Source organism: Desulfovibrio sp. SGI.102, assembly GCF_050314315.1.
Classification (GTDB): Bacteria; Desulfobacterota; Desulfovibrionia; order Desulfovibrionales; family Desulfovibrionaceae; genus Desulfovibrio.
Map to the genome: position 1 here is coordinate 76,225 of NZ_JBNPNC010000001.1, position 13,012 is coordinate 89,236.

Consider the following 13,012-nt stretch of genomic DNA (forward strand, 5'->3'; position numbering starts at 1 on the left):
AGGCGACATAGCCAAGTGGTAAGGCAGAGGTCTGCAAAACCTCCATTCTCCAGTTCAAATCTGGATGTCGCCTCCATAAAAAACGATCGCAACATACCGTGCCAGTGTGCGGGAGTAACTCAGTGGTAGAGTGCAACCTTGCCAAGGTTGAAGTCGCGGGTTCAAATCCCGTCTCCCGCTCCATAAAAAACTGCCCTTTCGGGCGGGAATAACTCAACGGTAGAGTGTCAGCTTCCCAAGCTGAAGGTTGCGGGTTCAAGTCCCGTTTCCCGCTCCACAAGCCGACACGGACTTCTTATGAGGTCCTTTCCATAGCGGATCGTTCCGCATCCCGCGCGGGAGTAACTCAGTGGTAGAGTGCAACCTTGCCAAGGTTGAAGTCGCGGGTTCAAATCCCGTCTCCCGCTCCAGCAAATTCAGGGGTTTTCTCTTAGGAGAAAGCCCCTTTTTTTGTATCCGGACATATCTCCCCGACAGCGTTCTCCTGCTGTACGCATGTCCGGAGGCTTCCCCGCCCTGCTGGCGGACCGCAAAAAAACGTGCCATGCAGGCGAGTTTCCTCCTTTTTTTGCCATCCCGGGCCATTTGACATAATTTCATAAATTATTTATCAAAATATGTACCTTACAGAAGGAGTTTCCATGAGTACTGCTTCTACCATCAAATCGCTGGCGGCCTACGATTTGATCCGTGACATGATCCTGTCCGGTGAGGCCCTGCCCGGCACCCGACTAGTCCTTGTAGACTTGGAAAAAAAGCTTGGCGTGGGGCGCGGGCCCATCCGGGATGCCCTCATGCGCCTGGACAAATCCGGCCTGGTCCAGAACATCCCCTACAAGGGGGCCATCGTCATGATGCCGCCCTCTTCCAAGGAAATTGAGCACATCTTCAATCTGCGCATCCAGGTGGAATGTGCCCTGGCCAAGGAAGCCATGCAGCAGGCGACCGCCGAAGACATGGACAGGCTGGAGCAGCTGGCCGGCGACCTGGCCGATACCCGTGATGCCGACTTTTTCTTCCACAAAGACAGGGACTTCCACCTGCAGCTCTACTCTCTTTCGCGGATGCACCATCTGCTGGCCGTGGACAGCCACCTGCTGGACTATGTGGAAGGTTTCCTCAACACCCGCCGCTATTCTCCCGAAGACATCTCGCTCTTCATCCAGCAGCACAAGGACATCCTGACCGCCATGCGCGACAAGGATGAAGAAAAACTCATGGAAGCCATGCGCCGTAACATCCTGGTCGGCCTGGAACTGATGCAGGACGAGATGAAGCGCCTGAAGCGCCACTAGGTTGCGCGCGCTCCACCGGATATGACAAGCCACCTTCGGGTGGCTTTTTTTTTCGTTCTGGGGACAGGCCTATACCTTGCGCACGCTTTTCACATCACGAACGGGATGCCGGAAGCCTGCGGAATGCCCCCCCGGCAAGATCCCCTCTTCCTGTATCCTCTGCCTGTACTATGGATGGCCTCTCCATAAGCCTTGCCCCGTTTCCCCGGCGAAACGCTGCGGCTGATCGCCGGATGCCTAGCCACATCGGCAGGCATGGCTTGCTCCCTTTTCGGCAGCCGTTCCATCCGGTATAGTCGTCCCTAACGTTCCAGAATCCTTTGCTGCTGCGGCCACCAGCTAAAGAAAAAGGCGACATGCCATGTGCATGCCGCCTTTCATATTCGTTGTGCCTTTCCCTGTTCAAAGGGCTGCGTCAACGCAAGTCCAGATATTTGTGGACCTGGACGCTCACACGCCACTGATGGGCAAAAGCCGCCTCCACGCACAGTCGTGTGGCTTCCTTCCCCTGGCTCACGGGCTGCAGCCAGACGAGCTCCGTCAGCGGCCGGACAGCCGCCTTGCGGGCCGCTGCCAGCGCCTGTTCGAAACGGGCCAGATCCGCGGCCGCATCCACAGGGAATTTGATCTCTCCGGCCCGCTCCCAGGCATCCTGACGCACTGCCAGCCCCCCCGGCATGTCCAGTTTGGGGCTCAGGGTCACCCAGACATCCGCATGGCAACGGATGGGCATGGTGCCGCTGGTCTCGATCTGGACACGAAAACCTTCCGCCACCAGCCGGGAGGTCAGCTCCGTGAGGTCATGGCGGCAGGGCTCGCCGCCGGTCAGCACCACATGGCGCGGCCCGGCCTCCCGGATGGCTGCCAGCAACGCCCCGGGCTCCACATCGGCATAGCCCGCTCCCGGCCCCTGCTTGGCACGCACGGCGGCAAAATCCAGCGTCGCGCCGTCCAGGCGGGCGGCGTACTGCGTATCGCACCACGGGCAGGCCACAGGACAGCCCTGGAAACGGACGAACACGGCAGGCGTCCCGGCAAAGGAGGCCTCGCCCTGCAGGGTGACGAAAAATTCGTTGACCGCCAGGGTCCGCATCACAGGCTCCAGCGCGCCTTGCACTTGGCGGTCTCTTCCACTTCCACGGCCACCAGACGGGCCCCGGTGCCTTCCAGCTGGGCCGGCCCCACCACTTCGCCCAGATAGCGGGCCATGTTCTCGGCGGACGGATTGCAGGGCAGGACGCTCACCGAAGGATCCAGCGCCCGCAGGCCTTCCAGCAGGGGATCCTTGTCCCAGACCAGAAAGCGGTGATCCCAGTGGTCTTCCAGCCACTGGCACAGGCGTTCCTTGACCACCTGGAAGTCCAGCACGCGCCCCAGGGCGTCCAGCTCGTCGGCGGTGCAGGTGAAATGGATGCGGTAATTATGCCCGTGCAGACGGGCGCAGTGGGATTCGTGCCCGCAGATGCGGTGTCCCACGGAAATATTATGATAACGGCAGATACTGATCATGGTCTCCTCTCAACACTCCGGCATGCCGGATGATTTCGGACATGCCTGCGGCACGGACGGTCTCCGGGCCTCCGGCACTATAGGGCATCTTGGCGCGGCTCGGCAACCATCCGGCAGGGGCCTGCGGCCTTCCCGGCAGGCTAGATGACACCGCTCTCGTGCAGGATGTTCAGGCCGATGCACAGCAGCACCACGCCGCCCAGCACCTCGGCCCAGCCGTTGAGCATGGGCAGCGAGGACAGCTTTTTGCCCAAAAAGAGCCCGCAGGCCGAGATGGCGGCGCAGACCACCCCGATAAGACAGGAAGGCAGGAAGGCATTGGTATTCGTCATGGCAAAGGTCAGGCCCACGGCCAGGGCATCGATGCTGGTGGCCACGGCCAGAAGGAGCAGGTTCCAGCCTGCGGTGGGGTCGCTCTGGGGACAGGACACGGGCTCGTTCTTGCGCAGGCCACCGATACCGGAGCGCAGCATGTTGCCGCCGATCCACGCCAGCAGCACGAAGGCCAGCCAGTGGTCCCAGGCCTCGATGAAATGATGCACCGACTGCCCCAGGAACCAGCCCAGCACCGGCATGAAGAACTGGAAAAAGCCAAAGGCCGCGCTGACCCGGACATACTGGCGTAGCCGGACTTCGCGGATGGCGCATCCCGAGGCCAGCGCCACGGCAAAAGCATCCATGGACAGGGCCACAGCCAGCAGAAAAACAGTAAAAAATGACATGATTATCCCGCAGGTTGACGGAGGTGAAACAGACGAGTCATACCCCAAGCGCACGACGGCGGCAAGCTTTCCGCCGCAGCATCCCCGGCCGGGAAGAGGCTCCGGAGCCGGAAACCACTTCCGCGTTCCTGCGCGGCAGCCACGATCACGCGCCCGCACGGCAGATCCGCATCCCGACGGCCCGCGGCAAAGGCTGCTGTCCCGGCGCCCTCCTCTTGCAGCCCGCACGGGCAACGCTTATATAGCGGGCAGGAGAGTATCCCATGCAAATGACTTTCATCCTCATATACTGGCTTGGCAACCTGCAGGCCCTGCTCGCACAGACGGCCCAGGCCCTGCCCTTCCTCATCCTCATGACCCTGCTGGCCGGCCGCAAGGGCAACGCGGCCCTGTGCCTCTGGGGCGGACGTCAGCTCCTGCGTCTGGACCTGTTCTGTGCCGCCCTCTCCCTGCCCCTGTTCCCGCTCATGCTCCTGCTGGAAACCCTGCGGCAACCGCAGATGCCTCCGCTGGCCGACCTTCTCGTCCAGCCCGCCAGCGTGGCCCTGCTGGCCTGGCTGCCGGCCACCCTGCTGCTCTGGGGCCTGCTGCGTGCCTCCCGTCACTGGCCCGACACCACGGATCCGGCCATCACGGTCTATCGCACCACTGACCTGCGCCTGACGCTCTGGGGCTGTCTGCTGGCCCTGCTGCTCTTCCTGCTGGGCAGCCTGCTGTCCACAGGCCTGCTGCTGGAGCCGCCGCAGGGCATGGAGCGCAGCAACTTCATCCTGCTCCAGATCCGCCAGGCCCTGCACCTGCTCTTCCGCTACCTCTCGCTGGCGGGCGGCGCTGCCCTGCTCTGGCTCTGGTATCTGCGCCACCGCGCACCGCTGACGGACGAAAGGGCGTTCCCCCTGGCCGTCCGCTGGTGCACGGTCTGGGCCGTGGTGGGGTATCTGCCTTCCATCATAGACTTCTGGAGCACCCTGCTGGCCGCCCTGCTGCGCAGCCTGCACAGCGGCGTCCCCTTCGACATCATGCCCCAGATGAACGCCCTGATCCTGTCGGTGCTGGCCGCCCTGGCCATCATCAGCTGGAGCGTCTTCCTGTACCGGCCCCGGAAGGCCCGCAGCCTTGTGCTGCAGCTCCTGCCCTGGTGTTTCCTCATCATACGGATGGCCGTACCGCTCACCCAGCTGCCGCGGCTCTGACCCCGCTTGCTCCCGTCCCCGCTGCGGGCTATGCTGGCGAGAACATCTTACCCCACTCCAAAGGATCCGTTATGCGCCATATTCTTCTTGCTCTCGTGTTTCTGCTGACCGCCGCCGTCAGTACTCCGGCCGCCGAAAAGACCTTCAGCCAGTTCGCCGTGGACCTGCCCGACGGCTGGACCAGTGACGAACGTCCCGGTTTCCAGAGCGGACACCCGGACGAATACATGCTCCTGCTGGGCAAGCGCGGCGAGGAAGCCGTGGAGGCCCACATCACCATCTTCATCCTGCCCAACAAGGACAAGATGGACGCCAGGACCTTTGCTTCCCGCATGCGCGAGATGCAGGACGCTCCCACGGACCTGCAGCAGGAAGGCGCCATGTGGATCTTCCGCGGCACGCCCCGCAGCCGGGCCATGGCCATGGAGACCCTGACCCGCGTCAGCGCCGATGACGCCCGCATCCTCATCATCATGGAACAGGATCCGGCCGGTCTGGGCACGGCCAGGGTCGTGGAAAGCCTGCGCGGCCTGACCCCGGCCAGCAAGGCCCTGCTGGGCCGCTAGGCCTGGCCTTCCACACATCGCGAACATCCGGGGCCATCCGCCATGCGGGTGGCCTTTTTTCATGCCCGTCCGCCGCAAATGCGAAAAGAGGGGGACCCGCAGGCTCCCCCCTCTTCACGATGCACGGTACGGCTGATCCGTCCCGCATCCTCTCCGCCGGACACACGAAGCGGAGAAATATCTTCCCGCCCTCCCGGATGAAGGGAGGGCCGCCCATCCTTTTTCCTTCCCGGCCCGTCCGGAGGAAGAGTTGCCGGGCCGCCGACAGCTCCCCGAAGGCGCGGGCGTCCCCTTGCCCTCACAAGCACAGACAGAAGAACGAGGCAAGGGCCTCTTCCTTCACTGCCCGTACGTTGCCGCTAGCCCACGGAGGCATGCGCCTCGGCCAGGCTGGCTTCCTCTTCACGGCCCAGGGCGCGCAGGGCCCGGGCCAGTACCTGCCAGCCTTCGGGCGTGTCGCGCAGGCCCACGCTCTTGCGGGCCAGCAGCTCGGCCATGGCCGGATCCTCGTCGCCGTCCAGATACAGGCGGGCCAGCAGGAGCATGGCCGCGGCATCGAAAGGATTGCGCAGCAGGGTATCGTGCAGCAGTTCGCGGGCCTCGCCGCCATGCCGCTGCCGGGCCGCGAGCCGGGCCAGATAGCGCCGGGCAAGGCTGGGCCGCTGTTCCCCGGCCTGCTCCGCCTGCCTGTCCTCGATGGCGGCGGCCAGCTCATAGAAGCGCCGGGCCTCGTTGCGGCGTCCGCCCTCCTCGCACAGCTGCCCCAGACGCAGATGGGCATAGACGTGTTCCGGGGCGTCCTTGATGCATTCCCGGTAATAGCGGGCCGCGGCACGGCGCTCGCCCAGCTGCTGGCAGACCGTGCCCAGATTGTAATGGGTCTGGGCGATGCGCTCCTGCCGTTCCGGCCCGGCATCGCCCTTGTAGCGCAGGGCCTCCAGAAAATGCCGCCGGGCCTCGTGATAACGCCCCAGAGCGGCCATGCAGACCCCCAGGGAATTGCGGGCCAGCACGTTTTCCGCATCCGCCAGCAGGGCCAGCTTGTATTCGTCGATGGCGCCGAAGACGTCCCCCAGCGCATAGCGGCGGTCCGCACTGATGTTCAGGGCCAGGGAATTGCACAGGCCCGCGCGCGGCGAAGGCAGCAGCTGGGCGTACTCCAAGGCCTTGAGGGCGCAGTCGGGCATCTCGCCCTTGCGGTAGTGCAGGAGGGGATACCCGGCAAGACCGGCCGAGACCGGCAGTCCGGCCCCTTCCAGCCGGGTGCACAGGGCCGCATAGTGGGGCAACAGCGTCTCGGCGCTGCTGTCCGCATGGAAAAAGATCAGGGCATTGCTGCCATAGAGCCCCGCCAGCGGTTCCCCGGCGCACAGTTCGGGGATCTGCCGCCATGCCGCGAGGCATTCGCCCAGCGCCGCTTCCTGCCGTGCGTCATGCGGGACATCCACCCGCACGATGGCCAGCACGAAGCGCCCCGTGCGCTCTTTCTCCTGGGCAAAAAGATGCAAAAAGTCCCCATGCCCGTAGATGCCCGCGCAGGAGCCGTCCTCCAGAACGGGGATGCGGGCGCGTACCTCCTGCACGCTCCCGGCAGCGGAAGCCTCCTCCGTTTCCTTATCCGCCGCGGCCGTCCCTTCCTGCCCGGGCGTGCCGGATGCATCGGCGGCAGCGGTCTTGCCGCCCGGCGTATGGGGATGCGACGCCGCAAGGGAGGGCACTTCCAGCAGGCTGAGCCTGTCCCCGGCTTCCAGCGGCGCCGTGGCATCGGCCAGATGCACGGTCTCGGCCACGGAGTGGAATTCCCGCACCTGCAGGAGCACCACTTCGCCCTTGTACTGGTTGCCGGAGCCTTCCTGTCCCGACGGCCCCCAGACCGCGAAACGCATGCCTTCGCGGGCCTTGGCCTGGGCCCCCAGCCCCACCCGCACCCGGCCCTGCGGCAGGGCCCGGAGCACGGTACCGCCGTCCTGAAGGATGCGGGCAAAGGGCATGACGCGCGGCGCTCCCGGCTGGGAGGTCATGCGGGCCGCGAGCCGGGCACGTTCCATGAGCATGCGGGCCTGCTCGAACATGGGCAGACGCAGCTCGGCGCCCTCCATGTCCTGCGGGTACACGGCATGTCCGGCGCTCAGACGGGGACGTATGGTCCTGCCCGTCAGGGGGGCGGGCATGGCGGCCCCGGCCATGCGGGCCAGCGCGGCCTCGGCCATCTTCTGGCAGGCGCTGCGGCCGCTCACCGACGGCAGCAGCAGGGCCATGCCGAAGCGCCCCACACGGGCGGCCACCACATCCGACGGCAGCTCCTCCTGCAAGGCTTCGGCCGCGCGGCGCATGAGCTCATCGGCAAAGCGGAAGCCCATGCGGCCCACGATCTCGCGCCCGTTGGAAAAATGCAGCAGCACCAGCCCCATGCACAGCCGGTGCAGGGGGGAGCTCTGTCCGTCCCCGCGGGAGGGGTCCGCGAATATCTCGCGCACCCGGGCGGCCTCGTCTTCCATGGAGCCGTAGAGCACGTTCTCCGTGGCAAGGCCGGTGACGGCATCCACGCGCGTGGCCTTGACCCGGGCCAGAAGTTCCAGGCAAAGGTCAGCGATGGCAGGGAGCTGCGGCAACAGGAGACGGGCATCCCTCACCTTGACGCCGTGCAGCATCAGCACGCCCAAAAGGCTCCCCTGCCGGTACAGGGGCAGGAGCAGGCGGCGTTCGCGCGGCAGCAGTTCCGGCTGGCGCGGCGCATGGGTGGTGGGGAAGTACAGGGCATGGTGCGAACACTGGATGAACTTGCCCAGTTCCTGCATCAGGAGGGCGTCCATGTCCATGAGGTCCCTGCGGGTCAGGTCACAGGCGGAAGGAGCGGTATTCATGCCGCCAGTGTAGTTGTCCCCCCGGGCATTGTCTAGAAAAAATCAAGAAATATCGTCCGCGAATATGCCGGTACCGGGCGGGCTTGCCCCCCGGACCCTCCTGCGCTACCTAGAAGAAAATCCCATTCGCAAAAGGAAGGATCCCATGCCGTATTCCGTCTATCCTCTGGGTCCGCTGGAGACCAACAGTTACCTCGTCTACAAGGACGGCCAGGCCGTGGTCATCGATGCCGGCGGCGATCCCGCCCCCATCCTGCACGATCTTCGCGCCAAGGGCCTGACGCTGGCCGCCATCTGCCTCACGCACCGCCACTTCGACCATATGTACGGCGTGGCCACGCTGGTGAAGGAGACCGGCGCCCCTGTCTACTCTCCGGTCCACGATGCCTGCCTGATCGGTACGGAATCCTCCGACGGCGGCATCTGGGGCTTCCCGCCGGTGCCTGCCTTCGAGAGCCGTGACCTGCCCACGGGACCGCAGGTCTTCGGCGGCATGGCCTGCACCGTGCTGGACACCCCCGGCCATACCCCCGGCGGCGTCTCCTATTACTTCCCGGACGAAAAGGCCGTGTTCACCGGTGATGCCCTCTTCTACCGTTCCCTGGGCCGCACGGACTTCCCCGGCGGCGATCACGACACCCTGCTGCATTCCATCCGCAAGGTGCTCTTCGCCCTGCCGGAAGAAACGGCCGTCCTGCCCGGTCACGGCCCGGCCACCAGCATCGGCAACGAACGCCGCAACAACCCCTTCTGCGGGGACTTCGTCTGATGCGCATCCTTTCCCTGCTGGGCAGTCCCCGCGCCAACGGCACCACCCATACCATGGCCCGCCTCATCGCCGGGGGACTGTCCGGCGGCGGGCCCGTGGAGGAGATCGCCCTGCAGGAAAAGCACATCCGTCCCTGCCGGGGCTGCCAGAGCTGTGACGCCGCGCCCCATGTCTGCCCGCTGGCGCGGACGGACGATGCCGAGGCCGTCTTTGCGGCCATCGCCGCCGCGGACGTGGTCCTCTGGACGTCCCCCGTCTACTTCTACGGCCTGCCCGCCCAGGCCAAGGCGCTGGTGGACCGTTCCCAGCGCATCTGGGCCGGGGTGGAGGCGGGCCGACCGGCAGGCAAAGGCCCCCTGGTGCTGGCGGCTCTGGCGGCGGCCCGTCCGCGCGGGGAACAGCTCTTCACCGGCAGCCTTCTGGGCCTGAAATACTTTTTTGCCAGCTTCGGCGCCCGGATAGCGGATACCCGCACCCTTCGGGGCCTGGCCTGTCCCGAGGACCTGCTTTCCCGTCCCGACCTGTGCGCCGATCTTGAGCGCTGGGGCCGGGACTGGGCCGTCCGTCTGGCGGAGGGCCGCCCGTGAGCCCTGCCGGGCGGGATCACGTCAGGGAGAGGAGACCCGGCGCTGTCCCGGAGGCGCCGCTGCGGCGTTCCTCCTTCCTGTTCCGCCTGACCCGTCTGCTGGGCTTCAGCGAACACCGCTGCCCGGTCTGCGGCACGCCTGTGGAGGATGACGGGACAGGCGGCTCCGGCCCGGAAGCCGGGATGCTGGCCCACGGCCTCTGTCCCGCCTGTGCCCGGGCCCTGGGCCCGTACGTCGGGGGCCGCTGCCGGGCCTGCGGGCTCCCCCTGCCCTGGCCTGCCGCCGGGCAGCCGCTGCTGTGCGGAGACTGCCTGACTTCCCCGCCTCCCTGGCAGGGACTGGCACTGCACGGCCAGTACCACGGGCCGTTGCGCCAGCTCATCTTGCGTTTCAAGCACGGCGGCAAACCGGCCCTGGCCTTCTTGCTGGCCGGGATGCTGGCCGATGCCGCCTCCTGCCTGCCATTGCCCGACGCCGTCCTGGGCATCCCCCAGCATGAGGATCATTTGCGCCGACGCGGCTACAACCAGGCGCATGAGCTGGCCGTGGCGCTGGGGCTCTTGCTCTCCCTTCCTGTCCGTCCCGGACTGCTGCGCCGTCCGGCGGACAGCCCTCACCAGACAGGCCTCACCGCGGCCCAGCGGCAGCGCAACGCCGCCGGGAGCTTTCAGGCTGCCGACGTCCGGGGGCTGCACCTGTGGCTGGTGGACGACATCATCACCACCGGCAGCACCCTGCGGGCCGCCAGCGCCGAACTGCGTCGGGCCGGGGCCGCGCGCGTGGATGTCCTGGCCTTGGCGCGGACGCCCCGTCCCTGAGGCGCCTCTGGAAATGGCGCATGACAAAAATGGGGAAAATTGCTACATCTGCCCTATATTACCCATAAAATAAGGATCGAAGCATGTCACTGCCACGTGCCGCCCTGCTGGGCTGTATGCTGTCCCTGGCCGTCTCCCTGACTGTCCCTGCCCCGGCCCGCGCCGAAGTCACCCTGCTCATCCCCAGCCATACCTTCATCGACGTCCCCGCCGAGAAAAAAGGCACGGAACCCCAGGCTGCCAAAGCGCCTGCCGCCAAAGAAACCAAGAACACCGCCGACAGCGGCAAGGAGGCCCCTGCCGAAGCCGCCGGTGAGGAGAGCAAGGCCCAAGCTGCCGCCCAGCCCGCCCCGCCGCCGCTCAATGCGGAGGTGGACATGCTCATCAGCCTGATGCGTCCCAGAGAACATGCCGCCCAGCCCATGGACATGCCGCAGCTCTTCGCCGTGCTGCGGCACGATGCCGGGACCCGTTTCGTCAACGGGACTCCCCAGCCCGAGCGCCGTGACCTGCTGGGCGACATGGAAGAAAGCCTGTACCTGGATACCAAGGCCTGGGGCGCCAATGTGGCCATCGACCAGCCCGGCCTCTACCAGTTCATCACCGAGACCCGCCCGCGCCTCAATGCGGAACGGCAATGCTTCGAGCAGCAGTACGTCAAGAGCATCCTGCCGGTCTGCGGCGTGGAAGAAGGCTGGGAGCGGCCCGCCGGACTGCGCCTGGAGATCCTGCCCCTGACCCGGCCTTTCGGCCTGACCGCAGGCAGCAGCTTTACGGGCAAGGCACTGGGTCCTGACGGTCCCCTGACAAATGCCCGTGTATACATGGACCGCATCCGCACGGAAAAAAAGACCGGCCCCCTGCCCTGGCAGCATGATCTGGAAGCCCGCACCGATGCCGACGGCCAGTTCACCTTCACCCCCGGAGCGCCCGGCTGGTGGTGCTGCGTGGTGGAAGTGCCCGGCCAGCCCCTCAAGGGCCCTGACGGCCAGCCCACGCCCCTGATCCTGGGGAGCGTCCTCTGGCTGTACGTGGATGCGGCGGAACAGCCCGACAAAAACCGGTAGGCCGAAAATACACTTTTTTCAGCAGGTATTTCCCGCGATTATCACCGTGCAGCCCCGGCCGTCCCCCCGGGAGAGCCTTGCGGGCCTTGCCTTTTTGCCCAAGCCAGCTATAGTAAATGGTATTGAGAAAAGAAGCCTGAACGCATCTTTACCCTTACGGAGACATCAATGAAGATCAAAGCTATCCTGACCATGCTCATCATGCTGGGAGGCGCCTGTATGTATGCCCTGCCCGACACCGCCGATGCGGCCCGTCTGGGCGGGGGGCGTTCCTTCGGCAGCCGTCCTTCCATGTCTCAGCCCGCCCAGGCCCCCAGCGCCATGCAGCGCCAGTCCACGCAGCAGCGCCAGCAGGCGGCCCAGGCCCAGCAGCCCCAGCGCAAGGGCTTCCTCGGCGGTATGGGTGGCCTGCTCGGCGGCCTTCTGGCCGGTTCGCTCATCGGCTCCCTGCTCTTCGGCGGCGGCTTCTCCGGTGGCGGCATCATGGACATCCTGCTGCTCGGCATCCTGCTCTTCGTGGGCCTGAAGCTTTTTGCCCGCGCCCGCAGCAAGGCCCAGCCCGCGCCCGCCGGTGCCGGCAACGCTCCCATGGGCGGCATGGAGCCCCCCCTGCAGCGTAACGACACCGCGGCTTCCGGCTGGGACACCCTGAGCGGCCAGAACAATGCCTACAACAGCCAGCCCGAAGTGGTCATCCCCATGCCCGCCGACTTCGATGCCGAAGAATTCCTGCGCGGCGCCAAGATGGCCTACAACCGCCTCCAGGCTGCCTGGGACAGCCGTGATCTCAACGATATCGCCCAGTTCGCCAGCCCGGCCGTCATGGACGCCGTGCGTCAGCAGCTGGCCGAAGAGACCGAACCCAGCAAGACCGAGATCCTGCTGGTCAACGCCCAGCTCCTGAGCGTGGTCAATGAAGACAAGGAACAGCGCGCCCAGGTCTACTTCGATGTCCTCATGCGCGAACGTCCCGATCAGCCTACGCCTTCCAACATGCGCGAGATCTGGCATTTCGTCCGTGAGCTCGACGGTGGCACCTGGAAGCTGGACGGCATCCAGCAAGTAGCGTAATATACGCAAAGAAGAACTATTACTAAGTAACCGGGGCCGGAAGTTCTTCCGGCCTTTTTTATCCCCCGCCCGGCGGGGCAAGGAGTCCACATGGAATGTTATGTCCGCAAGCACGACAAGCTCGTGCGTCATCTTGATATGTGCATCGAAGAAGTCAGCCGCGAATATGCCCGCGTGACCATGCCCATCACCGAGAACCACAAGAACGGCATGGGCGTGGCCCACGGCGGCGCCATCTTCTCCCTGGCCGACGTGGCCTTCGGCTGTGCGGCCAATGCCGGCAACGACCACGGTGTGGTCAGCCTGTCCACCACCATCGAGTACCTGCGCCCCGGTATGGTCAGCCCCCTCAAGGCCGAAGCCCGTCTGGTGCGCAACGGCGCCCATGTGCTCACCTACGACGTCAACGTCTATGACGGCAGCGGCGCCCATGTGGCCAAGTGTCTGGCCACCGGTTTCCAGACCAACGTGCCCCTGCCCCGCTAACGCGAGCGAAAAAGTCCTTTTTCCCTGCGCGTCCTTTACCGGCAGGCGCTCTCCTTCCGGCAAGG

General features: G+C 65.6%; 13 protein-coding genes and 4 tRNA genes. 13 read left to right on the top strand and 4 right to left on the bottom strand.

Translation table 11 applies throughout. The annotated features are described in order from the left end of the window. Position 1 precedes the first annotated feature (1 nt). The 5 genes from ACQRCJ_RS00370 (at position 2) to ACQRCJ_RS00390 (ending at position 1,295) form a co-directional block, all read left to right on the top strand. Positions 2-76: transfer RNA gene (locus tag ACQRCJ_RS00370), tRNA-Cys, on the top strand. Between the two features lie 32 nt (positions 77-108). Further along, a tRNA-Gly gene (locus tag ACQRCJ_RS00375) sits at positions 109-183 on the top strand. Positions 184-202: 19 nt separating this feature from the next. Beyond that, positions 203-277 (top strand) — tRNA-Gly (locus ACQRCJ_RS00380). Between the two features lie 58 nt (positions 278-335). Continuing rightward, positions 336-410: transfer RNA gene (locus ACQRCJ_RS00385), tRNA-Gly, on the top strand. A 231-nt stretch (positions 411-641) separates the two neighbouring features. Then, complete coding sequence (locus ACQRCJ_RS00390) at positions 642-1,295, top strand: GntR family transcriptional regulator (RefSeq protein ID WP_168935195.1); 654 nt, start codon at positions 642-644, stop codon at positions 1,293-1,295. A 415-nt stretch (positions 1,296-1,710) separates the two neighbouring features. Here ACQRCJ_RS00390 and queE read toward each other — a convergent pair whose 3' ends face one another. From queE to ACQRCJ_RS00405, 3 genes are all read right to left on the bottom strand, one after another. Beyond that, a complete protein-coding gene (gene queE / locus ACQRCJ_RS00395) occupies positions 1,711-2,388 on the bottom strand; it encodes a 7-carboxy-7-deazaguanine synthase QueE (RefSeq protein WP_427799156.1) in 678 nt (225 codons plus the stop codon). After that, entirely contained in the window at positions 2,388-2,804 is a 417-nt protein-coding gene (locus ACQRCJ_RS00400) for a 6-pyruvoyl trahydropterin synthase family protein (RefSeq protein ID WP_427799157.1), read from the bottom strand. The genes queE and ACQRCJ_RS00400 overlap by 1 nt, the downstream gene beginning before the upstream one ends. Before the next feature lie 140 nt (positions 2,805-2,944). Next, positions 2,945-3,526, bottom strand: a complete 582-nt coding sequence (locus ACQRCJ_RS00405) for a manganese efflux pump MntP family protein (RefSeq protein WP_168935197.1) — start codon at positions 3,524-3,526, stop codon at positions 2,945-2,947. A gap of 263 nt (positions 3,527-3,789) precedes the next feature. Between ACQRCJ_RS00405 and ACQRCJ_RS00410 the strand changes: the two genes are divergently transcribed. After that, a complete protein-coding gene (locus tag ACQRCJ_RS00410; RefSeq protein WP_427799158.1) occupies positions 3,790-4,719 on the top strand; it encodes a hypothetical protein in 930 nt (309 codons plus the stop codon). A 71-nt stretch (positions 4,720-4,790) separates the two neighbouring features. Then, positions 4,791-5,285, top strand: coding sequence for a protoporphyrinogen oxidase (locus tag ACQRCJ_RS00415; RefSeq protein ID WP_427799159.1), 495 nt, complete (start codon positions 4,791-4,793; stop codon positions 5,283-5,285). Between the two features lie 359 nt (positions 5,286-5,644). Here the strand turns inward: ACQRCJ_RS00415 and ACQRCJ_RS00420 are convergent, their stop codons facing one another. Then, a complete protein-coding gene (locus tag ACQRCJ_RS00420; protein WP_204625003.1) occupies positions 5,645-8,149 on the bottom strand; it encodes a tetratricopeptide repeat protein in 2,505 nt (834 codons plus the stop codon). Positions 8,150-8,294: 145 nt separating this feature from the next. On the opposite strand from ACQRCJ_RS00420, the gene ACQRCJ_RS00425 reads away from it, so the two are divergent. From ACQRCJ_RS00425 to ACQRCJ_RS00450, 6 genes are all read left to right on the top strand, one after another. Continuing rightward, on the top strand, positions 8,295-8,918 hold the full coding sequence (locus ACQRCJ_RS00425) for an MBL fold metallo-hydrolase (RefSeq protein ID WP_300705794.1): 624 nt from the start codon (positions 8,295-8,297) through the stop codon (positions 8,916-8,918). Further along, entirely contained in the window at positions 8,918-9,505 is a 588-nt protein-coding gene (locus ACQRCJ_RS00430) for a flavodoxin family protein (RefSeq protein WP_239463769.1), read from the top strand. Before ACQRCJ_RS00425 ends, ACQRCJ_RS00430 begins: the two co-directional genes overlap by 1 nt. After that, positions 9,502-10,323 carry a ComF family protein gene (locus ACQRCJ_RS00435; RefSeq protein ID WP_303933354.1) on the top strand — a complete coding sequence of 274 codons (822 nt, stop codon included), beginning with the start codon at positions 9,502-9,504 and terminating at the stop codon, positions 10,321-10,323. Before ACQRCJ_RS00430 ends, ACQRCJ_RS00435 begins: the two co-directional genes overlap by 4 nt. 83 nt (positions 10,324-10,406) lie before the next feature. Beyond that, positions 10,407-11,390 (top strand): DUF4198 domain-containing protein, encoded by a 984-nt coding sequence (locus tag ACQRCJ_RS00440; protein WP_427799160.1) that lies wholly within the window; start codon positions 10,407-10,409, stop codon positions 11,388-11,390. Between the two features lie 168 nt (positions 11,391-11,558). Continuing rightward, positions 11,559-12,461 (top strand): Tim44 domain-containing protein, encoded by a 903-nt coding sequence (locus ACQRCJ_RS00445; protein ID WP_300705791.1) that lies wholly within the window; start codon positions 11,559-11,561, stop codon positions 12,459-12,461. A gap of 90 nt (positions 12,462-12,551) precedes the next feature. Then, on the top strand, positions 12,552-12,947 hold the full coding sequence (locus ACQRCJ_RS00450) for a PaaI family thioesterase (protein ID WP_168935203.1): 396 nt from the start codon (positions 12,552-12,554) through the stop codon (positions 12,945-12,947). The last annotated feature ends 65 nt before the right edge of the window (positions 12,948-13,012 follow it).

What these genes read in the sequence shown, in the direction of transcription:
- ACQRCJ_RS00400 (WP_427799157.1), bottom strand. Translation starts at nt 2,804, where the DNA reads ATGATCAGTATCTGCCGTTATCATAATATTTCCGTGGGACACCGCATC.
- queE (WP_427799156.1), bottom strand. Translation starts at nt 2,388, where the DNA reads ATGCGGACCCTGGCGGTCAACGAATTTTTCGTCACCCTGCAGGGCGAG.
- ACQRCJ_RS00410 (WP_427799158.1), top strand. Translation starts at nt 3,790, where the DNA reads ATGCAAATGACTTTCATCCTCATATACTGGCTTGGCAACCTGCAGGCC.
- ACQRCJ_RS00415 (WP_427799159.1), top strand. Translation starts at nt 4,791, where the DNA reads ATGCGCCATATTCTTCTTGCTCTCGTGTTTCTGCTGACCGCCGCCGTC.
- ACQRCJ_RS00445 (WP_300705791.1), top strand. Translation starts at nt 11,559, where the DNA reads ATGAAGATCAAAGCTATCCTGACCATGCTCATCATGCTGGGAGGCGCC.
- ACQRCJ_RS00430 (WP_239463769.1), top strand. Translation starts at nt 8,918, where the DNA reads ATGCGCATCCTTTCCCTGCTGGGCAGTCCCCGCGCCAACGGCACCACC.
- ACQRCJ_RS00390 (WP_168935195.1), top strand. Translation starts at nt 642, where the DNA reads ATGAGTACTGCTTCTACCATCAAATCGCTGGCGGCCTACGATTTGATC.
- ACQRCJ_RS00440 (WP_427799160.1), top strand. Translation starts at nt 10,407, where the DNA reads ATGTCACTGCCACGTGCCGCCCTGCTGGGCTGTATGCTGTCCCTGGCC.
- ACQRCJ_RS00420 (WP_204625003.1), bottom strand. Translation starts at nt 8,149, where the DNA reads ATGAATACCGCTCCTTCCGCCTGTGACCTGACCCGCAGGGACCTCATG.
- ACQRCJ_RS00405 (WP_168935197.1), bottom strand. Translation starts at nt 3,526, where the DNA reads ATGTCATTTTTTACTGTTTTTCTGCTGGCTGTGGCCCTGTCCATGGAT.
- ACQRCJ_RS00450 (WP_168935203.1), top strand. Translation starts at nt 12,552, where the DNA reads ATGGAATGTTATGTCCGCAAGCACGACAAGCTCGTGCGTCATCTTGAT.
- ACQRCJ_RS00425 (WP_300705794.1), top strand. Translation starts at nt 8,295, where the DNA reads ATGCCGTATTCCGTCTATCCTCTGGGTCCGCTGGAGACCAACAGTTAC.